The following is a 20,951-nucleotide window of genomic DNA, read 5'->3' on the forward strand; positions in this document are numbered from 1 at the left end:
CGGTCAGCGCCGCAGTCCGGAGAGGTCGTTGCGCGCCATCGGCTGCACGACGAGGATCTGCGACCCGGCGGCGACCGACCCCGGGATGAGGGGCAGCCCGGCCGCGTCCTTGCCGAGCTCGGCGCACATCCTGCGGGCGAGCTCGAGGATCGCCTCCCAGGCGAACGCGGTGAGGGCCGCGGTCCAGCGGCCGGTGACGACCTCGGGCCCGTCGAGCCGGCTCAGGCTCGACATCACCAGACCTGTGGGCGCCTCTGGTGTGCCGACCCCGAACGGCACCGTGATCACAGCCGGTTCCGGCAGCTGGTCGCAGCCGACCTTGACCGCGACCCGGATGACGCCCGGGATGCAGGTGAGCGCGACGGTCGAGATGTCGACCCAGAGCTCGCTGCCCTCCTGCTCCCACACCACGATCGGCGAGGAGTCGGCCGGCACGTCGGCCACGAAGCGGATGATGCTGCGCAGCAGCCGGGTCGCCTCGGCAGCCTTGAGCGTCACGCCCTTCTTCGGCCGGTCCCCCGGCTTGAGCCGGTCAGCGCCGCGGATCGCCTTGAGGATGGACGCGTCGGTGAGGACGTCACGCAGACCCGTCGCGGCGCCGACTCCGACCGCGCCGGAGGCCCGAGCGCCAGAGCTGCGCGCGCCGGAGTTCCGCGCGCCAGAGGGAAGCTCGCCCCGGAGCGTCACAGCACACCTCCCTGAAGGCGGCGCGGACCATCGACGGACCGTCTCCCCGGACTCCCCAGACACGGCCCAATGCGGTGTGGCTCCGGGCCCTTCCGCAGCCACACCCAAGCGAATGCACGTCAGTGATGCTCCATGCAGGTAACCAGCGGCGAGAGTCGGCGGTCAACGGCCTGTCACAGAGCCGCCAGATCTGGCAACCCAAACCTCGACATTCACGACAATCACTCATCGCGGCCTCACGGTGTCGCGAATCGTCACGCACCAACGGCTAACCAGGCCTGCGCGTGCGCGAGACTCCACGGTGATCGTCAGCGAGCCGCCGAGGCGGTCGAGCAGGCCGCCGACCAACGGCAGGTCAGCCGTGCCGGAGATGCGGACGACGTCCGTTTCGCCGTCGGGACTCCCCGTGCCCTGAGCCACCTGCCAGGCCGGACGCCGCCCACCCCTGCCCAAGCGGCCAACGAGTTGTGTTGCTATTTCAAGTGAAGCGGCCCAGGGCGCCAGCGGTGTCGAGCACCTCGACGCCCGAAGCTGCCTGGATGGCCGCTGCCTGGGCGGGCTCAAGGTGCTTCTTCTCTGTGGTCACGTATGGCGCCTGCCCATGTGCCGCCGCGACTCCAAGATAGGGTCGATCGCTAGGGTCGAATCCAATCGCATCCAATTTGGCGTTGGCGGCTGCCGTGAGACGGTTAGAAAAGTATTGGACCCGCCCACCACGAATACAGGACTGGATGAACTGGCGCCCCACACCAGAAGTCACATGTCGAATGTATTCGCCATATATGTGGTTCTCGCAGTCAAACAGCAGCGACACTTGATGTTTGTCGAGCTTACCCAGCAGATGGAGTGCTCCCAAGAACTGCTCGCCGTCGCATTCGCCAGAGTGAACAAGCCAGCAACAGTCCAGAGCCACGGCATCCGTCACTGCTCAGCAGCCCTAATTGCGGCGGCCTTTGCGAGTAGCATCGTGTCCTCCCAATCCTCCTCAAAGAAGCCTAGAGGTAGGGAACCATTGATGAGCCGACCCAATTCATCCACCCCCAGGCTTCGCACCTCTCCGTCGTCAACGACCACAATGGAGACACTTTCCGAGGCAAGGACTCCTTCAGCCACCCTTCTCAGCACTCGGATGAGGATGTGCTCGCTATGCGTCTCGACAAGAAGGCTTGCCTGCTTTGAGGCCAAGAGATTAACCAGCACATCGGCTAGGCGGCCCTGAGCATCCGGGTGGAGGTGCAGTTCGGGTTGCTCGATCATGATCGTCGCAGACCTGGTCGCGGTCGCAACGGCCGCGATCACGGGGAGTACCTGCGAGACCCCGAATCCCACATCCGTCAGGTTGTCGACTCGACCCGAAACAGGATCCGTGAGGACGATGCCCACGTAGCCAGGAGCCAAGACCGAAAGAGAGACATCTCTAGCCATACCAAGGTCTCGGAGCGCCTGCGACATGGTGGCCTGCGCCTGCTTTTGCCGATCGAGCAAATTCACAACGGACGCCGTCGGACTCTCGGGGCTCAGCTGGTCAATACGGTAGGCCCGATCCGGCATGTCACGCAGGGGCCCCACGTACTGCAGATCGTCGAACACCTCGCCGATTGCATCCATCAGCAACCACAATGTGTAGTCCCGACGCCCCTGCGCCTTCGCTCCAGCCTTGGACAAACTTAGCGATCGCTGGTCAAGCGGCATTCGTCGCAGATTTCCGTATGTCAAGGAAAAGGGGACGGTTACCTTATGCAATTGGCTTTCCATGACGAAGGACTTCGGCCCCCGCCGCGAGAAATTCAAAAAGAGGCCAGGATCTTCTGCAGAATGGAACTTTATCGATGTGAACTGTGGGCGACCCATCCGCTTGTTCCAGTGCAGCACCAACTCAACAATGGTCCCACGCATGAATGTCTCAATGTCGTCCGTATAAAACGACTTTGGATAGCCGCGACGGGGTTGTCCGTCCAGCTTCAGTCTGAGTTCAATGGACACGTCGCGACTTAACTCGCCACCGAAAGCGAACTCCCGATAGGAGCCAAAGTCTGCGTACGGGCCCGCGAGAGGAACGTCCTCGAAAGTCGCCGCAGCGATTATCTGCTTCACCAAGAGAAGTGACCGGAGCAGAGACGTCTTGCCGGAACTATTTTTTCCCAGAACCAGCGTTACGGGTGCAAGCCGGATCTCGCCCGTGTCCTCGAATCGCCTGAAGTTCTTCAGGCGGATCGACTGAATTGGACCGGCTTGAGCTTCAGTCACGTGCTTCTCCATCGGCTCGCTTCGTGTGGCACGTCCATACCTTGCCCCAGCCGCAGCCTATTGTCGCCGCGCCACGACTAGGTTCGACTGACGAAAGTTCAGGCGGGCGTCTTGCAGGTAGCGCGATTGCTCGACCTAATCATGTCGCGTCACCGCACGACCCTCACCGAGGGCAGACGATGCACCGGATGTGCCCGGAGGTGCAGCGTGACCCGGCCAAGCACCTCGGCCGGGCCACCCGCGGCCAGGCGGATTACCAGAAGGGCTGCCGGTGCGACGCCGGCCGTTCAGCGAGCAGCGCCAACTCAAACAGACTGGGCGCGAACAGGGCAGGAGCCCGAAGGCCCCTGTCGGGCACGCGGTTCGCGGAGGTGGCCGCGCGGCTGTGTCCCGTAGGGTTTCGTCCGTGTCTGCCTCGCCCACGCTCCCCCGCCTGTTCCTCGGCTCGTCCGCCGAGGGCCGCGAGGTAGCCCGCAATCTCCAGGCGGAACTAGGCAACTCTTGTGAGGTCGTGCTCTGGTACCAGAACGTGTTCGAGCCGTCCGGCTACGCTCTGGACTCCCTCATCTCCGCCGCAGCTAGCGTCGACTTTGCCGTGCTGGTGGCGACGCCCGATGACAAGACTGACAGTCGGGGCGAGACGACGGCCTCAGCGCGCGACAATGTCGTGCTGGAGTTCGGGCTGTTTGCTGGTGCGCTTGGCCGCAAGCGCACGTATCTGCTGGCCACCGGCGACCTCAAACTGCCGACCGACGCCCTCGGCCTGACGCGGCTGCCATACCGTCCTCGGTCGGACGGGAACCACCGCGCCGCAGTCACGGAGGCGGCACTACTCATCGAGGAGCGGGTCCGCAGCATGGGCCGCCTGGATAGGGCCAGCGCACCCGTGGACACAACTTCCCCGCTGACGGCGCTCCAAAGGGAACTTGACCTCCTGTGCGACAACGCTGTGGCGCAGGGCTGGACTGTCAAGACCAACAGCCAGACCACACTGCGGCTCGTCTCGCCTAGGGGAAGGCCCTTCACGTTGACGAAGAGCCAACCGAATGAGACGCGCTTCAACATCCGGTACTTCGCCTCGCAACTCCGGGCTGCCGGTCTGCGTGTCAACTACACGCTCCGCCGACCTGTCGATGAGTCACCCTTCTAGTCGAGGCGTGTTCCCCTGCTGCCCGTACCATTGCGGCCCTAGCCAGCAGGGGAACGGCGACTCCAACTCGGGCTCTACCGAGGACACCCTTTTCGGGTAGTGCCGTGCCTCAGTCGCTTCCTCGCAGGCCGTAGGGCCTCGGCATCGCGCCTTGGCGACCCGCCCACTGAGCGGTAGAAAACCCGTCCTGCGTTTCCGCGACCCGCCCAGTCTAGGTGCTCTTGCTGCAGGGCAACTTCATCTCGCCAGTCTGCGCAATAGCTGAGGTAGAGACCTGCTGGCGGATGGCCCGGAGTGGAGCATGCCGGCCCATCCGAGGAGGTCACCGGAAGTACCCGTCGCGACCGCCCACAGGTCGTCAACCGACCGGCCGCCGCGGGCTCCAAACCGGATGGATGAGATCAGAGTGCCGGCGCCGATCTACCGGGCTGCTCTTACGGTCGGGGCTACCTCGTGCGCTGCGGAGTCACGACAGCCCTTCAGGTCGCGGTTGCCGCGAGCGCCGAACTGGGCACCGATGCAGACGTAGTCGGTCGATGTGAGCGCGGACCGACTACGGTCAGGAGGTGACTCTCACCCCTGACCTGGCCGCGCTCGGCGACGAGAAGTTCGTCTCCCTCACCACCTTCCGCAAGTCGGGCGTGGGTGTCCCCACCACCGTGTGGGTCGGCCGCGACGGTGACTCGCTCGTCGTGACCACCCCGAGCGGCAGCGGCAAGGTCAAGCGGGTGCGGGGCGACGAGCGCATCGAGCTCCAGCCGTCCAGCCGTCGCGGGACCGTCGACACGTCTGCCCCGCTAGTCGCCGGTGTGGCCGAGGTCGTCGAGGGATCCGGCGCGATGGACCGGCTCGGTGAGGTGATGGGGGCCAAGTACGGGCTCGAGTACCGCCTCGTCATGGGCATCGAGCGACTGCTCCGCCGCGGCGCACCGCAGCGCGTCATGCTGCGGATCACGCCCGCGCCCGACGCCGCCTGACCCGGACCTCCGGGGCGACTGCCTCAGGCTCCGCCTGCACCGAGCTCAGTCCGTCGAGACGTCTTCGGACTCCTCGGCGTCCGTGGTGTTCGCCCGGATCGCCGCCACGATGCCGACCAGTGCCACGACGATGACGAGCGCGCCCACGAGGCTGCGGTCGCCCTGCACCAGGCTCCAGCCGACAGGGAGCAGCAGCGCGTTCCAGACCACGGTCGGGGTGTTCGGCCAGTTGTCCCCGAGCAGCCAGCCCCGGGCCATGGCCGCGATCCCGACGGCGAAGACGGCGATCAGCAGGGCCGACATGACCACGCGGGCGACGTCGCCGCCCGAGTCCTGGGTCAGCTCCCAGAGGTAGAACACCACGAACCCCAGCAGCACCACGACCTGCACGACGCAGACCCCCGCCGCCACCGAACGGAAGACGTCGCGCGGGCGGGACTGGGCGGGAGCCGGACTGGTCACGGGACTCAGGCTAGGCCCGCGGGCGGACGGCTCGCACGCGGCATACCGAAGTCGCCCTCAGGTCCGCCGTGGCAGGCCAGCCGTGCCACACAGGCGCCGTCGAGGCCACCTGATGGACGCGGATGACCGGGATTCGGACGCGCGAAAGGGCCTCCCGGGGGCACACCCGTCCGACATGTGACCAACACCTCACTGTTACCCGGGCGATATCTTGTGCTCAGCCGCCCGAAACTGAGCCGGATCCGTGACGCTGGAACAGAAACACCCGGCAACCCGTTGGCAGAAGTGCGTCCACCCCACCAAAATGGGTGCGCACGTGTTTCGCCCTGTGTGGATCTGGGTCGGCTAGGCTAGCCGGTCGGCCCTGACTCTCAGGTGCACGACCCCGCACACCCCGCAATGACGCGTTCGTGCCGTGAGGTCCCCAAACCCTGGACCACGGCGCCTGAATGCGATTCCCCCTGTCACCGCAAGGAGCACGATCTTCATGGACTGGCGCGACCGCGCTGCCTGCCTCGACGAGGACCCTGAGCTGTTCTTCCCGATCGGGAACACCGGCCCAGCGATCCTCCAGATCGAGGAAGCAAAAGTTGTGTGCCGACGCTGCACCGTTGTCGACGTGTGCCTCAAGTGGGCCATCGAGTCCGGTCAGGACGCCGGCGTCTGGGGCGGCATGTCCGAGGACGAGCGCCGCGCTCTCAAGCGTCGCAACGCTCGCGCCCGTCGCGCCGGCTGACCCCAAGCCTCTCCGCCGACTCACGTCGGCACCGCAACAGCACCACCACAACTGCAGAGAACAGGGACCGCCCTCAGGCGGACTCCCTCCCCAGTGGCCGAAGCCGCGCGATGAAACGCACCCGCGTTCCGTGCGGCTTTGCTGCTTCCCAGGTGATCCGCCCCCGCAGGTCCTGGACGAGGGACTGCACGATMTGGGTGCCGAGCCCCGAGCCACCCGGCCGGAAGTCGCCCGGCAGACCCGCCCCGTCGTCGGTGATCGTCACCGTGAGCAGCTCGTCGCCGCGGTCGTCGGTCGTGCGGCGCGCCTCCACCTCGACGGTGCCGCCACCGGTCTCGGCCAGGCCGTGCTCGACGGCGTTGTGCACGAGCTCCGACATCACCATCGCCAGCGCCGTCGCGTCCTCGGCGCGCAGGGTGCCGAACGACCCCTGCACCACTGACGTGATGGGGTGCTCGACCTTGGCCACCTCCGTGATGGCCTGCAGCCCGCGCACCGCGATGTCGTCGAAGTCCACCGTCTCGTCGAAGCCCGCGCTCAGCGTCTCGTGGACCAGCGCGATCACCCCCACGCGTCGCACCGCCTCCTCGAGCGCCGCCCGGCCGGCCTCCCCCTCGGGCAGCCGCCGGGCCTGGAGCCGCAGCAGGGCCGCGACGGTCTGGAGGTTGTTCTTCACCCGGTGGTGGATCTCGCGGATCGTCGCGTCCTTGGTGAGCAGCTCCAGCTCGCGGCGCCGCAGCTCGGACACGTCACGCAGCAGCAGGAGCGCCCCGACCCGGTTGCCGCCCTCGGTGAGCGGGATCGCCCGCATCGACACGCTCGCGCCACGTGATGCCACCTCGGTGCGCCACGGCGCCCGCCCGGTCAGCACGAGCGCCAGCGACTCGTCGACGGGCGACTCGTCACGCAGCAGGTCGGCGACGACCTGGGCCAGCAGCTCGCCGATGACGTCGCCGACGTGCCCGAGGCGGTGCACGGCCGAGAGGGCGTTCGGGCTCGCGTAGGACACGATCCCGTTGACGTCGAGCCGGATCACGCCGTCCCCCACGCGCGGCGCGCCACGCCGCTGCCCGGTGGGCGCGGCCGTGCTGGGAAACTCTCCCGCCGCGATCATCCGCGCCAACGCGTCGGCGAGCGCCTGATAGGTCAGCTCCAGCCGGCTCGGCGTCCGCATCGCCGCCAGGTTGGTATGCCGCGTGATCACGGCGAGCGCGCGCCCTCCCCGCACGACGGGGATGGCTTCCTCGCGGACCGGCATGTCGTCGCGGAAGATCGGGTCCTTCTCGCGCACGATCCGCAGGTCGAGGTAGGACTGGTCGAGCAATGACTGCCGGCCGCGGTGGGTGCGGCGGCCCACGACGTCCTCGAAGAAGACCATCTGCCCGGTCGTCGGACGCACGTGGGCGACGGCGAGCCAGCCCTCGATGCCCCCCGGCACCCACAGCACGAGGTCGGCGAACGACAGGTCGGAGATGAGCTGCCAGTCACCGACGAGCAGCTGCAGCCACTCGACCTCGGCGGGCGCGAGGTCGGTCGCAGACTGGAGGACCTCGTTGAGGGTGGGCACGCGGGAAGCCTAATCGGCGAGCCGCCGCCACCCACGGCGCGCCCACCTCGCTCGCACGGTGCTCCTCGTCCGGCGCCGCGGGTCAGTCGACGGTGACCGGGTCCCCGACCGAGATCGTGCCGGGTTGGAGGATCGAGGCGTACAACCCGGCATTGAGGTCGTGGTGGTCGCTGATCGCCTTCAGCATGCCTTCGCGGGCCGCGAGGCCGACCTGTGCCACCCCGACCATCCGGCACCTCTCGATCGGCTCGGCGACGTGCACCCGCACCGCCCCGATGGTGACGTCGTGGCCGATCCAGTCCTCCTCGGCATACGCCCGGGTCGTCTGGACCACGATGYTGGCCCGCAGGTGGCGCGGGTCGAGCGGCCGTCCGTCGCCCTCGTGCCTACCGAGCTCGACGAGGGTCGCGCTGCCGACGACCGACAGCTGGGCCTGGTCCTGGTGCATGACGTCGGTCTCGCGTCGCAGGGTGACCGGCTCGCCGAAGTGCTCCGACAGGATCGCGTCCGAATCCGCTTGTCCGGCCACGGCTTCCCTCCCGTCGGCCAGCGTCACCACGGTGTCGCCGCCGCGCTTGACCGCGACGAGGTCGAAGACCGGGTCCATCCGGCGGAAGCGGCGGGTGTGCTTGCCGCTGGCGAGCTTGCCGTCGGCGCCGTAGACGGCGTACTCGCGGTCGGCGAGCAGGCCCGCCGGCCCGACCTCCACCGTCGACAGGGGCTCGCCGCCCATGGACTTCACCGGGTAGCGGGTCACCAGGATCACCTGGCTCTTCGTCAGCTCAGCCGTCACCCGGGTCACCCTAACCGCACGATCACGCCACTTCGCCGACAGTTTCGGCCTAGTCTCGCGGACCATGACCGATCAGCCTCCCCTTCCGCCGGCTGCGCCGCTGGGCACCATCCGGCTCACGATCCAGGGCAACGTGATGACCAGCAACGCCCTGACGCCCACGCTGCGCATCAACGGATACCCCGTGCCGACTCGCTACGGCACCCAGGACCTGCCGGTCTACGCGGGACCGAACCACCTGGACATGCAGGCCCAGTGGCTGCGGACCTATGGCCAGGCTGCCCTCGACACGACCGTGGCTCCCGGTCAGGTCGTCGAGGTCTGGTATGCCTCGCCCCTGCACCAGTTCGCGAGGGGCAACATCGGGTTCACCAAGCAGCCGCGCCCCGGTATGGGGTGCCTGTGGGTGGTGCTCGGCCTGGCCGCGCTGTGGTTGGCCGTGGTCGTCGTCGGCCAGGTCGTCCGCGCCCTGACCCCGTAGCACCCGCGGCACAACCGGGCTACGTGCTCGCTGCCCCCGAGCGGATCACCGAGCGCAGCGTGCGCAGGGCGACCGAGAGCGCGGCGATGTTGGGCTTGTCGAGCCGCTCGATGCCGGAAAGGGCCGTCCTGGCGCGCGTCAGGCTCTCTGCGTTGACCTTGGCCCACTGCTCGTACCGCTCCACCGGTGTCGCGCCCGACGTCGACGCGTCGATCACAGAGCGCACCAGGCTTTCCAGCACGGCATACAGGTCGTCTCGAAGGGCGCCTCGCGCCAGCGCGTCCCACCGGTCGTCTCGCGGCAGGTTGGTGACCCGGGTGAGCATCGCGTCGATGCCGAACCTCTCCGAGAGGACGAAGTAGAGGGGTGCCACGTCGGTCGGCGCCTCCCCCGTGTCGGTGGCGATGTCGACGATGTCGAGCAGCGAGAACTGGTCGAGCAGGCTCGCGGACTGCAGGGCGAGGCCCTCGGGCACGCCGAGCTTCTCGAGGCTGGCGGCGTTGCGCTGCAGGCGCTTGAGCTCGGCACCCTTGAGCAGGTCGTGGATCTGCGGGGCGAACTGGCCGACCACTGCGCCGAACCGCGCCACCTCGTTGGCGACGTCGAGGCGTGAGGGCCGCGAGGTGAGGAACCACCGCATCGACCGGTCGATCAACCGCCGGAACTCTAGGTAGAGCTGGCTCTGCACGTCGGTGGACACGACGTTGTCGAGGCCCTCGACCGCGTGCACGAAGCTCGGCAGGTCGAAGATCTCGCGACAGACGACGAACGCCCGGGCGATCTGCTCCGGCGTCGCGCCGGTCTCCTCCATCGCACGGAACGCGAACGTGATGCCGCCCCGGTTGACCATCGAGTTGACCACCGAGTTGGTGATGATCTCTCGGCGCAGCGGGTGCTCGGCCAGCTCGCCGGCGAACTGGTCGCGCAGCGCGGCGGGGAAGTACTCGGTCAGGGTCGCCTGGAACCACGGGTCGTCGGGCAGCTCCGAGGGCAGCAGGTCCTCCTTGAGGGCCAGCTTGGCGTAGGCCACGAGCACGGAGAACTCGGGGGACTTCAGGCCCAGGCCGTCCGCGAACCGGCGGTCGATCTCGGTGTCGGTCGGCAGGAACTCCAGGGCCCGGTCGAGGTCACCGCGCTCCTCCAGCCAGTGGATCAGCCGCTGGTGGACGGGGAGCATCGGGTGCTCCTGGGCGCGGGCGTTTCCGAGCAGCACGTTCTGCTCGTAGTTGTCGCGCAGCACCTGGTGGGCGACGTCGTCGGTCATCGACGCGAGCACGGTGTTGCGCTGCTTGAGCGTCATGTCGCCGGCCTTGACCAGTGCGGTCAGCAGGATCTTGATGTTGACCTCGTGGTCCGAGGTGTCGACACCTGCGGAGTTGTCGATGGCGTCGGTGTTCACCCGGACGCCGTGCAGGGCTGCCTCGATCCGGCCGAGCTGGCTGAGGCCGAGGTTGCCGCCCTCGCCGATGACCTTGCAGCGCAGCTGCCCACCATCGACGCGGATCGCGTCGTTGGCGCGGTCACCGATGTCGGCGTTGCCCTCGCTGACGGCCTTGACGTAGGTGCCGATGCCGCCGTTCCACAGCAGGTCGACCGGCGACTGCAGGATCGCCTTCATCAGCGCGGCCGGGGTCATCGTCGTGGCGCCCTTGGGCAGGCCCAGCGCCTCGGTCATCTCCGGGGTGATGGCGATCGACTTGAGCGACCGGTCGAACACCCCGCCACCCGCGGAGATCAGCGACGTGTCGTAGTCGGCCCAGGACGAGCGGGGCAGGTCGAACAGCCGCACGCGTTCCGGGAAGCTCGTCGCCGCAACGGGATCGGGGTCGACGAAGATGTGGCGGTGGTCGAAGGCGGCCACCAGCCTGATGTGCTCGGAGAGCAGCATGCCGTTGCCGAAGACGTCGCCCGACATGTCGCCGATCCCGACGGCGGTGAAGTCCTGGGTCTGGGTGTCGTGGCCCATCTCGCGGAAGTGCCGCTTGACCGACTCCCAGGCACCGCGTGCCGTGATGCCCATGGCCTTGTGGTCGTAGCCGGCGGAACCACCCGACGCGAAGCCGTCGTCGAGCCAGAAGCCGTAGGACTGTGCCACGCCGTTGGCGATGTCCGAGAACGTCGCGGTGCCCTTGTCGGCCGCGACCACGAGGTAGGAGTCGTCGGGGTCGTGCCGCACCACCGAGGCCGGGGGCACGATCTGCGACCCGTCGCGGTTGTCCGTGAGGTCGAGCAGCCCCGAGATGAAGACCTTGTAGGACCCGATCCCCTCGGCCAGCCAGGCATCGCGGTCGACGGTGGGGTCGGGCAGCTGCTTGGCGTAGAAGCCGCCCTTGGACCCGGTCGGCACGATGACGGCGTTCTTGACCATCTGCGCCTTGACCAGCCCGAGCACCTCGGTGCGGAAGTCCTCCCGACGGTCCGACCAGCGCAGCCCGCCGCGGGCCACCGGCCCGAACCGGAGGTGCACGCCCTCGACCCTCGGCGAGTAGACGAAGATCTCGAACTGCGGCCGCGGAGCGGGCAGGTCGGGGACCTTCTTGGGGTTGAGCTTGATCGAGACGTAGGACTTGTCCGCCCCCGACGCGTCGGCCTGGTAGAAATTCGTCCGCAGGGTCGCGGTGATCACGCCGAGGAACGCGCGGATGATCCGGTCGTGGTCAAGGCTCTTGACGTCGTCGAGGTCCTTGGTGATCCGGTCGCACAACGCGCTCTGGGCGGCCTCGCGCTCGGGACCTGCCGCACCGGCATACCGGCTGGGGTCGAAACGGGCCTCGAAGAGGGCCACGAGCTTGCCCGCGAGCTTGAGGTTGGACGCGAGAGCGGACTCGACGTAGTCCTGGGAGAACGTCGAACCGGTCTGGCGCAGGTACTTGGCGACGGTGCGCAGGATGACCACCTGGCGCCAGGTCAGCCCGGCCCCGAGGACGAGCGCGTTGAAGCCGTCGGACTCCGCCTGGCCGCGCCACACCGCCCCGACCGCGTCCTGGAACAGCTCGCGCAACCGGTCGCGTCCACCGTCCCCGGACCACACCTTGTCGTTGCGCACCCGGAGGCCGAAGTCGTAGACCCAGAGGTCCACGCCGTCACCGCGGGAGATCTCGTAGGGCCGCTCGTCGACGACCTCGACCCCCATGTGGGTGAACATCGGCAGGACCTGGGTCAGCGAGAGGGGGCTGCGGCGGTAGAGCTTGAAGCGGCGCTCGTTGGCCGGGGCGCCGGGCTCCTGGTACATGTTGAGCCCGGTGGAGTCGTCGCCCTCGAGCGCATCCATGTGGCGGATGTCGGCCACCCCGATGCGCGAGGTGAAGTCCTCCTTGTAGGCCTCAGGGAAGGCGCGACCGTAGAGACCCGCCAGGCGAGCGGCCGCCTCCTCACCGTGCTCGGAACGGGCGGCCTCGCTGAGGTCCTCGTCCCACGTGCGGGTGGCGTCGACCAGCTGGCGCTCGAGCACCGCCTCGTCGATGGACGGGATGGACTCCCCCGCCGGCACCCGGACGACGAAGTGCAGCCGGGCGAGCACCGACTCGGAAACCCGAGTCGTGAAGTCCACCGTGGCGCCCGGAAAGGCTTGCCGCAGAATGGATTCCATCTTGAGTCGCACCGCGGTGTTGTAGCGGTCGCGCGGGATGTAGACCAGGCATGAGACGTAGCGGCCGAACCGGTCTCGTCGGAGGAAGAGCTTGGTCTTGCGACGCTCCTGCAGGTGCAGCACCGAGGTCGCGTTGTCGTAGAGCGACTCCTCCTCGGCCTGGAAGAGCTCGTCGCGCGGGTAGTTCTCGAGCACCTCGAGCAGGTCCTTGCCCGAGTGCGAGTCGGGGAGGAACCCGGTGCGCTGGAAGATCGCGGAGACCTTGTCGCGCAGCACCGGCACGCGGGTCACGGACTCGGTGTAGGCGCTGGAGGTGAACAGGCCGAGGAAGCGCTTCTCGCCGGTCACCTCGCCGGCGTCGTCGAACTGCTTGACGCTCACGTAGTCGAGGTAGGTGTTGCGGTGCACCGTCGCCCGGGAGTTCGCCTTGGTGATGATGAGCAGCTCACGAGCCCTGGCCACGGTCCTGGCCTGCTCGCTGAGCAGCACACCCTCGCCGGGGCGGTCGTAGCGCAGGAGTCCCAGCCCGGTGCCCTGGACCGCCTCGAGCCGGTCGCCGTCGGCGCCCCGGTCGAGGGCGTACTCGCGGTAGCCCAGGAAGGTGAAGTGGTTGTCGGCCAGCCACTCGAGCAGCCCGTGAGCCTGCTCGACCTCGTCGTTCGGTATGCCGGTCGGCGGGGAGTCGACGAGGTCCTGAGCCACCTGCGAGCAGGTCGCCTTCATCTTGGGCCAGTCCTCGACCGCCTCCCGGACGTTGCCCAGCACCCGGCGCAGCCCCTCGGCCACGTCGGCGCGCTGTGCCAGGTCGCTGTCGCGGTCGATCTCCAGGTGCATCCACGACTCGCGGACCAGCCCGAAACCGCTCCCACCCGAGCCGTCGGAACCCGACGCCGGGGCCCCGTCGGCGTCACCCAGCACGAGCTCCTCGAGCTCGCCCGCGGCGTTGCGGCGCACCCGCATCGTCGGGTGCACGACCAGGTGCACCGAGCGCTCCATCCGCTGCAGCTCCGCGCTGACCGAGTCGACGAGGAACGGCATGTCGTCGGTCACGATCTGCACGACGGTGTGCCCACTGGCCCAGCCCTGCTCCTCGACCTCCGGGTTGAACACCTCGACCTTGGCGGTGCCGACGGGGCGGTCCTGGGCCAGCTCGCGGTGGGCCATCGCCGCGCCCAGCAGGTCCTCGGGCGCCCGCGCCAGGAGGTCCTCGGTGGCCACGTGTCGGTAGTAGGTCCTCAGGAACTGCTCGACCGCCTCACCACCCCCGTGGTCCGCGCGCTCGGCGGCGGTGTGCAGGAGTTGCTGACGGGACTGCTCCAACGACGCGGACATGGCTGTCGACTTCACCCTCACGTGGATCGTCATGCTCGGTGGTTCGTCATGCACGGTGGATCGTCATGCACGTGGCCGCACCACGATGTGCGCCGCAACCGAGACTATCGCTCGGTGCCCGCACGCGGCATACCCCGTCCCTGGGGCCCCAGACGGCGCATGTTTGCGCAGGTCAAGGTGTGTTTTTTCCGAATCTGTGATGAGGTGGGGTGTTTGCATAACACGAACAGAAGGAGCTCCACGTGATCATCCTCGGCATCGTCTTGCTGATTCTCGGCCTCTTGGTCAACAGCCTCTCCATCCTGGTGACCATCGGCGCCATCCTCATCGTGGTCGGGCTGGTGCTGGCCGTCCTGGGTGGCACCGGTCGGGCCATCGGTGGCCGGAAGCACTGGTACTGATCGGACTCAGTTCGTGACGAACGGCCCCCGGAGTGCCCACCTGAAAGCATGTGGGTATCTCCGGGGGCCGTTGCCATGACCTCACTACAGTGATGGGTATGCCGCCCGCTCCGGTCGATCCCGACCGTCTCCGCTCCCTCGGTGCGGCCCTCGGGCCGTTGCGCGACTGCGCCGGACGGGGTGCGGAGGAGGTTCTCGCGCAGTTCCCCGAGGTGGGCCACCGTGAGACCCAGGCGGCCCTCGACGGCTGGGTGGAGCAGGCAGCCGACCTGCTGCGCGAGATCGATGCCACCGCGTCGGACCTGGCCGACGTGCTGCGGGTCGCGGCGTTGAACGCCGGGGGGTCACGAGCTCCGGATCCGCCGCACCACGAGCACGCCATGGATCCCGCGACCCAGCATGAGTGGTCGAACCACGGCTTCGGTCAGGTGTTCCGGTGACCAGCATGGTCAGCGGCGACCCGGCCTCGTGCTCCCAGCTCGGCGGCACGCTGCGGCAGCTGGCCACCCGACTGCGTACCTCCGGCCGGGCGGCCCACGACGCGTTCGACCACACGTTCGACAGCAGTGACGGTGCTCGCCCCGGACCCGTCCTCGCGCAGGCCCGACGCCGGGTGGACCTCCTCGACGCCGGGGCTGCCACGGCGGCCCGCGAGGTGGACCGCATCGGCACCGCCCTCCAGGCCCACGCCAGCGACCTCGCCGAAGCCATTGCCCGGAGTCGCCTGCTCACCGACCGCGCCGAGGCAGCCGGGCTGCGCGTGGCCGACGGCGAGCTCGCGGCCGCATGGGGCGTCAGCGGTGTCGCGGACGGCACGACGAGCGCCCGCCTGGACGCCCAGCGCGCGCAGCTGCAGGCCCAGCTCGACGCGGTCGCCGCCATGGTCGGGCAGCGCCGCCAACGGCTGGCCGCGACCCTGCGCGAGTCGAGGGCTGTGCTCGCCACCCACGCCGGAGCACTGCGCCGGTGACGACGATCGACCTCAACGCAGACCTCGGGGAGTCGTTCGGGCGGTGGACCCTCGGCGACGACGAGGCGATGCTCGACGTCGTCACGAGCGCCAACGTCGCGTGCGGGTTCCACGCCGGCGACCCTCGCGGGCTGCTGCGGGTCTGCGAGCAGGCCGCCGAGCGCTCGGTGGTCATCGGGGCGCAGGTGGGCTATCGCGACCTCGCGGGCTTCGGTCGCCGGTTCATCGACGTCGATCCCGCCGACCTGATGGCCGACGTGATCTACCAGATCGGTGCGCTGCAGGGCGTCTGCGCGGCTGCCGGCACGGCCGTGCGCTACGTCAAACCCCACGGGGCTCTCTACAACGCCCTCGTCCACCACGAGGCCCAGGCCGCCGCGGTGGTCGAGGCCGTCCGCAGGGTCGACGCGTCCTTGCCAGTGCTCGGTCTGCCCGGCTCGGTGCTGCTCAGGCTGGCCGAGGCTGCCGGGCTGGCCACCGTCACCGAGGCCTTCGCCGACCGCGGCTACCTCGCGGACGGCACCCTCGTCCCCCGCGGCCGGGAGGGAGCCGTGCTGCACGACCCGCAGACGGTGGCGGCGCGGGCCGTGCGGATGGTCGTCACCGGCGAGGTCGAGGCAGCCGACGGGGCGTCCTTGCGGATCGACGCGGCTTCCCTCTGCGTCCACGGCGACAGCCCGGGAGCGGTGTCGATGGCCACGTCGGTCCGGGCCGGCCTCGAAGCCGCTGGCGTGACGCTGGCGCCGTTCGTCGCGGTCGCCGGCTAGGGCGTCGTGACCGGACGGGTGCTGCCGAGCGGCGAGCACGCGGTCCTCGTCGAGGTCGACTCCCTCGACGACGTGCTCGCGCTGCACCACCGGCTCTGGGTGCGCGAGCGGGCACCCGGCCTGCTCGACGCCGTCGTCGGAGCACGGACGCTCCTGCTGGTCACGGCCTCGGCCCGCGACCTGGCTCGAGTGCGTGCCGAGGTCTCGCGTCTCCTGGCCGGGCCTCGGGGTCCGGAGCTGTCACCAGGGTCTGTACCTACGGACCCTGACGACAGTTTTGACGTCAGGGGTGGCGGGGTCGTCGAGGGTGGCGGGGTCGTCGAGATTCCGGTGCACTACGACGGACCCGACCTCGACGACGTGGCGCGGCTGACCGGCCTGACGCCTGACGAGGTGGTGAGCGCGCACACCGGGCGGTCGTGGCGGGTGGGCTTCGCCGGGTTCGCGCCCGGCTTCGCCTACCTCGTCGACGGCGACTCGCGGTTGGACGTCGCACGTCGAGCGACCCCTCGGCCCCGCGTGCCTGCCGGCGCCGTGGGACTTGCCGGCGAGTTCAGCGGCATCTACCCGCGGCCCTCCCCCGGCGGGTGGCAGCTCATCGGCCGCACCGACCTGGTCCTCTGGGACCTCGACCGCGATCCCCCGGCGCTGCTGCGACCAGGACTGCGGGTCAGTTTCGTCGATGCGGGAGGCGACCGGTGACGGCGGGCGAGCACCCGGCATACGCCCGCCTCGAGGTGGTGTCCGCCGGGCCGCTCACGCTCGTCGAGGACCTGGGCCGACCCGGCCTCGCCTCGCTCGGCGTCGGCCCGTCGGGCGCGGCCGACCTGGGCGCCTTCACGCTCGGCGCGCGGCTGCTCGGCCAACCCTCCAGCTGCGCCGCCCTGGAGTGCCACCACGGCGGACTCACCCTGCGCGCGCACGGCAGCGTCACCATGGTCCTGACCGGTGCGCCGGTCCCGGCCACCGTCGACGGCACACCCGTCGGGTATGCCGCGCCGTTCCTCGTGCGCGACGGCTCAGTGCTGCGGGTGGGCACCCCGACGAGCGGCATGCGCACCTATGTGGGCGTCCGCGGCGGCATCCTGGTGTCACCCGTCCTCGGATCTCGTTCGTACGACACGCTTTCCGACATCGGCCCCGCGCCCCTGCGAGACGGCGACCAGCTCCCCGTCGGGTCGCCGGTGGGCGAACCCCTCGTCGACGTCGCCCCGGTGGTCCTGCCACAGGCTGGGACCGTGACGCTCGAGGTGACCCTCGGGCCCCGCAGCGAATGGCTCGGCGACCTCGTCGCCCTCACCGAGCCCACCTGGCGCGTCCATGCCGCGAGTGACCGCGTCGGGGTGCGACTGGACGGACCCACCCTGACTCGTGCGGCCGGGTTCGAGGGTCGAGAGCTCCCCAGCGAGGGCGTCGTCCGCGGAGCCGTGCAGCTGCCGGCCGACGGACGTCCCGTGCTCTTCCTCGCCGACCACCCCGTCACCGGCGGCTACCCCGTCGTCGGTGTCCTCACGTCCCGCTCTGCCGACGCGGCCGCCCAGCTCGTGCCGGGCCAGCAGGTGCGGCTGCGGCAGGCTTCGTCGCGGTCCTGACGGTGACGTGGCTACGCTGACGACGCGACGTCCGCCGCACGGTGGGCACCCGAACCCGCGACAGGAGAAGACGCATGAAGATCGCCAAGTCGATCGAGTACGCCGCCACCCCTGAGGAGGTCTTCGCCGTCCTGTCGGACGTGAAGTTCCAGGAGGCGAAGTGCGCCGCCACGGCGGCCATCAAGCACTCCGCAGGCGTCGAGACCGTCGGGGACCACACCGTCATCACCACGATGCGGATCCTGCCCAGCGACGGGCTGCCGGACTTCGCGAAGTCGATGGTGGGCGAGACCCTCAAGGTCACCGAGACGCAGGACTGGGGCCCTGCAGCGGCCGACGGCAGCCGGCGCGGCACCGTAGCGATGGCCGTGGCCGGCGCTCCGATCGCCCTGACGGGAACGCTGGCGATCGCGCCCGGCGGGGCCGGCACCGTCGAGCAGCTGGACGCCGAGCTCAAGGCCAGGGTGCCGCTCATCGGCGGCAAGATCGAGAAGGCCGCCGCCCCGCCGATCGAGGAAGCCATCGACATCGAGGCGACGACCGCGCAGGAGTGGCTCGCCCGCTAGCGGTGAGAGGGGCCGCGAGGCCGCCCACGGCATACGGAAGGGCTTGGAACCCCAACGGTTCCAAGCCCTTCCGTCTGTTGGCGAGGCGTCAGCCCATGTGCGGGTAGGCGTGCTGCGTGGGCGGGTTGAACGTCTCCTTGATCGAGCGCGCACTCGTCCACCGCAGGAGGTTCTGGGCGGCGCCGGCCTTGTCGTTGGTGCCCGACGCCCGTCCGCCACCGAACGGCTGCTGCCCGACGACGGCACCGGTCGGCTTGTCGTTGACGTAGAAGTTGCCGGCGGCGAAGCGCAACCGGTGTGTGGCATCGGCGATGACCATGCGGTCCTGGGCGATGATCGAGCCCGTCAGGCCGAACGGCGCGAAGCTCTCCATCTGGTCGAGCACCTTGTCGTACTGGCGGTCCGGGTAGACGTGGACCGACAGGATGGGGCCGAAGTACTCCGTCTTGAACGACTCGTCCGTGGGGTCGTCGATCTCCAGGACGGTCGGGCGGATGAACCAGCCCTCGCTGTCGTCATAGGTGCCACCGGCGACGACGTCCACCCCGGGCGTCGCGTGGGCCCGGTCGATCGCCGCACTGTGCTTGGCGTAGGCCCGCTCGTCGATGACCGCGCCCATGAAGTTGGACAGGTCGGTGACGTCGCCCTGGCTCAGGCCGTTGGTGATCGACACCAGGTCCGCCTTGATCTTCTTCCACAGCGACCGCGGCACATAGGCACGCGAGGCAGCCGAGCACTTCTGACCCTGATACTCGAACGAGCCGCGAATCATGGCTGTCCGCAACACATCCGGGTCGGCCGAGGGGTGGRCGAGGATGAAGTCCTTGCCCCCGGTCTCCCCCACCAGGCGCGGGTAGGTGCGGTAGTTCGGCAGGTTGGCGCCGACCTCCTGCCACAGGTGCTGGAACGTCGGCGTCGACCCCGTGAAGTGGATGCCAGCGAGGTCGGGGTCCGCGAGGGCGACCTTCGAGACGTTGAGGCCGTCGCCGGTCACCATGTTGATGACGCCCGGCGGCATGCCTGCGGCCTCGAGCAGCGCCATGGTCAGGTTGGCGGCGAACTGCTGGGTCGGGCTCGGCTTCCACACGACCGTGTTGCCCATGAGGGCCGGGGCGGTGGGGAGGTTGCCCGCGATGGCCGTGAAGTTGAACGGCGTGATCGCGTAGACGAACCCCTCCAGCGGGCGGTGGTCGGTGCGGTTCCAGATGCCCTTGGAGTTGAGCGGCGGCTGCTCGGCGAGGATCTGGCGCGCGAAGTGCACGTTGATCCGCCAGAAGTCGATGAGCTCGCAGGCCGCGTCGATCTCGGCCTGCACGGCCGTCTTGGACTGGCCGAGCATCGTCGCGGCGTTGAGGTGGGCCCGCCACGGTCCGGAGAGCAGCTCGGCCGCCTTCAGCAGGATCGCCGCCCGGTCGTCGAAGGACAGTGCCCGCCACCCGGGTGCCGCCGCCTTGGCCGCGTCGACCGCTGCCTGCGCGTCGCCGACCGTAGCGTTCCGCATCGTGCCGAGGACCTTGCGACGGGCGTGCGGCTGGCGCACCTCGATCTTCTTGCCCGTGCCCATGACCCGCTTGCCGGCGATGGTGTGCGGCAGGTCGATGCTCGCGCTGCCCAGCTCGGCCAGCGCGACCTCGAGCGAGGCGCGCTCCGGACTACCGGGTGCGTAGTCGAAGACGGGTTCGTTGACGGGGACGGGCACCTGGGTGACGGCATCCATGTGGGCTGGCTCCTCGGGGTCGCTTCGGTGGCTCGGGCGCGGCTGTAGTCCCCAACAGCTCCGTGGGGCAGCGCAGCGCCCACCTATGGTGTCACGTATGCCGCCCGCCCTCGACGCCGCCGACCTCGCCTACCGCTGGTCCGGGTCCGCCGACCCGACCACCCCCACGATCGTGCTGCTGCACGGACTGGGTGACTCCGGCGACTGCTGGCCGGATGCCGTGCGCCGCTGGTCACCGAGCTACCGGGTGGTCGGGCTGGACCTGCTCGGACACGGCCGCTCCCCGCGGTTCACGCCGGAGCAGCGCGCGGCGCAGGACCCCATCGAGCACATGTATGCCGCGGCCCTCGCGACGCTGGAGCAGGTCGCCTCGGCCAGTGGTCCCGTGGCGCTCGTGGCGCACTCGATGGGTGGGGGCATCGCGACAGCGCTGACCGCGCGCCGCCCTGACCTCGTGCGGGCTGCGGTGCTCGAGGAGCCGGCCTGGCGTGACCCGGAGCTTCGAGTGAGGGGCCCGTCGGTCGTCGCCGAGCGGATTGCCGACTGTCTGGCCTTCGTCGACGACCTCGCGGGACAGCTCGCGCAAGGCCACGCGGACAACCCCACCTGGCCCGAGGCCGAGTTCGCCCCGTGGGCGCAGGCCAAGACCGAGGTCGACCTCGACTTCCTGCGCCTCGGAGTCGCGTCCTTTGCCCGGCCGTGGGAGGAGTTCGTCGCAGCGATCGAGGTGCCGACGCTCGTCGTCATCGGCGAGAGATCGACCCTGCTCCCCGAGCCGATCCGACTGCGGGCCAAGGCGATCGACAACCCCCATGTGCGGCTCGAGCTGCTGGACGCCAACCACTGCGTGCGCCGGGACGTGCCCGCTGCCTTCCACTCCCTGGTCGATCCCTGGCTGGCCGACCAGTTCTGATGAC

At 69.2% G+C, this 20,951-nt stretch carries 20 protein-coding genes; 12 read left to right on the top strand and 8 right to left on the bottom strand.

Features of this window, described 5'->3' with window-relative positions; translation table 11 throughout:
• Window positions 1-3 precede the first annotated feature (3 nt).
• From AC1DVZ_RS07465 to AC1DVZ_RS07475, 3 genes are all read right to left on the bottom strand, one after another.
• Window positions 4-687 (bottom strand): hypothetical protein, encoded by a 684-nt coding sequence (locus tag AC1DVZ_RS07465; RefSeq protein ID WP_477617552.1) that lies wholly within the window; start codon window positions 685-687, stop codon window positions 4-6.
• 478 nt (window positions 688-1,165) lie between these two features.
• Window positions 1,166-1,612: a hypothetical protein gene (locus AC1DVZ_RS07470; protein WP_477617553.1), complete on the bottom strand. Its 447-nt coding sequence runs from the start codon at window positions 1,610-1,612 to the stop codon at window positions 1,166-1,168.
• Window positions 1,609-2,934, bottom strand: a complete 1,326-nt coding sequence (locus AC1DVZ_RS07475) for an AAA family ATPase (protein WP_477617554.1) — start codon at window positions 2,932-2,934, stop codon at window positions 1,609-1,611. Before AC1DVZ_RS07475 ends, AC1DVZ_RS07470 begins: the two co-directional genes overlap by 4 nt.
• A gap of 406 nt (window positions 2,935-3,340) precedes the next feature.
• On the opposite strand from AC1DVZ_RS07475, the gene AC1DVZ_RS07480 reads away from it, so the two are divergent.
• Together AC1DVZ_RS07480 and AC1DVZ_RS07485 are read left to right on the top strand one after the other, a co-directional pair.
• Window positions 3,341-4,084 carry a nucleotide-binding protein gene (locus AC1DVZ_RS07480; RefSeq protein ID WP_477617555.1) on the top strand — a complete coding sequence of 248 codons (744 nt, stop codon included), beginning with the start codon at window positions 3,341-3,343 and terminating at the stop codon, window positions 4,082-4,084.
• A 566-nt stretch (window positions 4,085-4,650) separates the two neighbouring features.
• Window positions 4,651-5,061 (top strand): PPOX class F420-dependent oxidoreductase, encoded by a 411-nt coding sequence (locus AC1DVZ_RS07485; protein WP_477617556.1) that lies wholly within the window; start codon window positions 4,651-4,653, stop codon window positions 5,059-5,061.
• Between the two features lie 45 nt (window positions 5,062-5,106).
• Here AC1DVZ_RS07485 and AC1DVZ_RS07490 read toward each other — a convergent pair whose 3' ends face one another.
• Window positions 5,107-5,523, bottom strand: coding sequence for a hypothetical protein (locus AC1DVZ_RS07490; protein WP_477617557.1), 417 nt, complete (start codon window positions 5,521-5,523; stop codon window positions 5,107-5,109).
• Between the two features lie 487 nt (window positions 5,524-6,010).
• On the opposite strand from AC1DVZ_RS07490, the gene AC1DVZ_RS07495 reads away from it, so the two are divergent.
• Window positions 6,011-6,259, top strand: a complete 249-nt coding sequence (locus AC1DVZ_RS07495) for a WhiB family transcriptional regulator (RefSeq protein ID WP_477615057.1) — start codon at window positions 6,011-6,013, stop codon at window positions 6,257-6,259.
• Window positions 6,260-6,332: 73 nt separating this feature from the next.
• Here the strand turns inward: AC1DVZ_RS07495 and AC1DVZ_RS07500 are convergent, their stop codons facing one another.
• Window positions 6,333-7,826, bottom strand: a complete 1,494-nt coding sequence (locus AC1DVZ_RS07500) for a sensor histidine kinase (RefSeq protein WP_477617558.1) — start codon at window positions 7,824-7,826, stop codon at window positions 6,333-6,335.
• An 82-nt stretch (window positions 7,827-7,908) separates the two neighbouring features.
• Window positions 7,909-8,619, bottom strand: coding sequence for an MOSC domain-containing protein (locus AC1DVZ_RS07505; RefSeq protein ID WP_477617559.1), 711 nt, complete (start codon window positions 8,617-8,619; stop codon window positions 7,909-7,911).
• A gap of 64 nt (window positions 8,620-8,683) precedes the next feature.
• On the opposite strand from AC1DVZ_RS07505, the gene AC1DVZ_RS07510 reads away from it, so the two are divergent.
• A complete protein-coding gene (locus AC1DVZ_RS07510; protein WP_477617560.1) occupies window positions 8,684-9,100 on the top strand; it encodes a hypothetical protein in 417 nt (138 codons plus the stop codon).
• Window positions 9,101-9,119: 19 nt separating this feature from the next.
• On the opposite strand, the gene AC1DVZ_RS07515 is transcribed toward AC1DVZ_RS07510, so the two are convergent.
• Window positions 9,120-14,054, bottom strand: coding sequence for an NAD-glutamate dehydrogenase (locus AC1DVZ_RS07515; RefSeq protein ID WP_477617561.1), 4,935 nt, complete (start codon window positions 14,052-14,054; stop codon window positions 9,120-9,122).
• Window positions 14,055-14,263: 209 nt separating this feature from the next.
• Here AC1DVZ_RS07515 and AC1DVZ_RS07520 point away from each other — a divergent pair, with 209 nt between their 5' ends.
• From AC1DVZ_RS07520 to AC1DVZ_RS07550, 7 genes are all read left to right on the top strand, one after another.
• Window positions 14,264-14,422, top strand: a complete 159-nt coding sequence (locus AC1DVZ_RS07520; protein ID WP_477617562.1) for a DUF6131 family protein — start codon at window positions 14,264-14,266, stop codon at window positions 14,420-14,422.
• A 98-nt stretch (window positions 14,423-14,520) separates the two neighbouring features.
• Window positions 14,521-14,862, top strand: coding sequence for a hypothetical protein (locus tag AC1DVZ_RS07525; RefSeq protein ID WP_477617563.1), 342 nt, complete (start codon window positions 14,521-14,523; stop codon window positions 14,860-14,862).
• The gene (locus AC1DVZ_RS07530) at window positions 14,859-15,392 is read left to right on the top strand and encodes a hypothetical protein (protein ID WP_477617564.1); all 534 of its coding nucleotides are present in this window, start codon (window positions 14,859-14,861) and stop codon (window positions 15,390-15,392) included. Before AC1DVZ_RS07525 ends, AC1DVZ_RS07530 begins: the two co-directional genes overlap by 4 nt.
• Complete coding sequence (locus AC1DVZ_RS07535; protein WP_477617565.1) at window positions 15,389-16,159, top strand: LamB/YcsF family protein; 771 nt, start codon at window positions 15,389-15,391, stop codon at window positions 16,157-16,159. The genes AC1DVZ_RS07530 and AC1DVZ_RS07535 overlap by 4 nt, the downstream gene beginning before the upstream one ends.
• 6 nt (window positions 16,160-16,165) lie before the next feature.
• Window positions 16,166-16,861, top strand: coding sequence for a 5-oxoprolinase subunit B family protein (locus AC1DVZ_RS07540; protein ID WP_477617566.1), 696 nt, complete (start codon window positions 16,166-16,168; stop codon window positions 16,859-16,861).
• The gene (locus tag AC1DVZ_RS07545) at window positions 16,858-17,751 is read left to right on the top strand and encodes a 5-oxoprolinase subunit C family protein (RefSeq protein WP_477617567.1); all 894 of its coding nucleotides are present in this window, start codon (window positions 16,858-16,860) and stop codon (window positions 17,749-17,751) included. Before AC1DVZ_RS07540 ends, AC1DVZ_RS07545 begins: the two co-directional genes overlap by 4 nt.
• Before the next feature lie 74 nt (window positions 17,752-17,825).
• Entirely contained in the window at window positions 17,826-18,317 is a 492-nt protein-coding gene (locus AC1DVZ_RS07550; protein ID WP_477617568.1) for a DUF2505 domain-containing protein, read from the top strand.
• Between the two features lie 88 nt (window positions 18,318-18,405).
• Here AC1DVZ_RS07550 and pruA read toward each other — a convergent pair whose 3' ends face one another.
• The gene (gene pruA / locus AC1DVZ_RS07555) at window positions 18,406-20,034 is read right to left on the bottom strand and encodes an L-glutamate gamma-semialdehyde dehydrogenase (protein ID WP_477617569.1); all 1,629 of its coding nucleotides are present in this window, start codon (window positions 20,032-20,034) and stop codon (window positions 18,406-18,408) included.
• A gap of 97 nt (window positions 20,035-20,131) precedes the next feature.
• On the opposite strand from pruA, the gene AC1DVZ_RS07560 reads away from it, so the two are divergent.
• Window positions 20,132-20,947 carry an alpha/beta fold hydrolase gene (locus AC1DVZ_RS07560; protein ID WP_477617570.1) on the top strand — a complete coding sequence of 272 codons (816 nt, stop codon included), beginning with the start codon at window positions 20,132-20,134 and terminating at the stop codon, window positions 20,945-20,947.
• The last annotated feature ends 4 nt before the right edge of the window (window positions 20,948-20,951 follow it).

Source organism: Pedococcus sp. P2_E5, assembly GCF_056403895.1.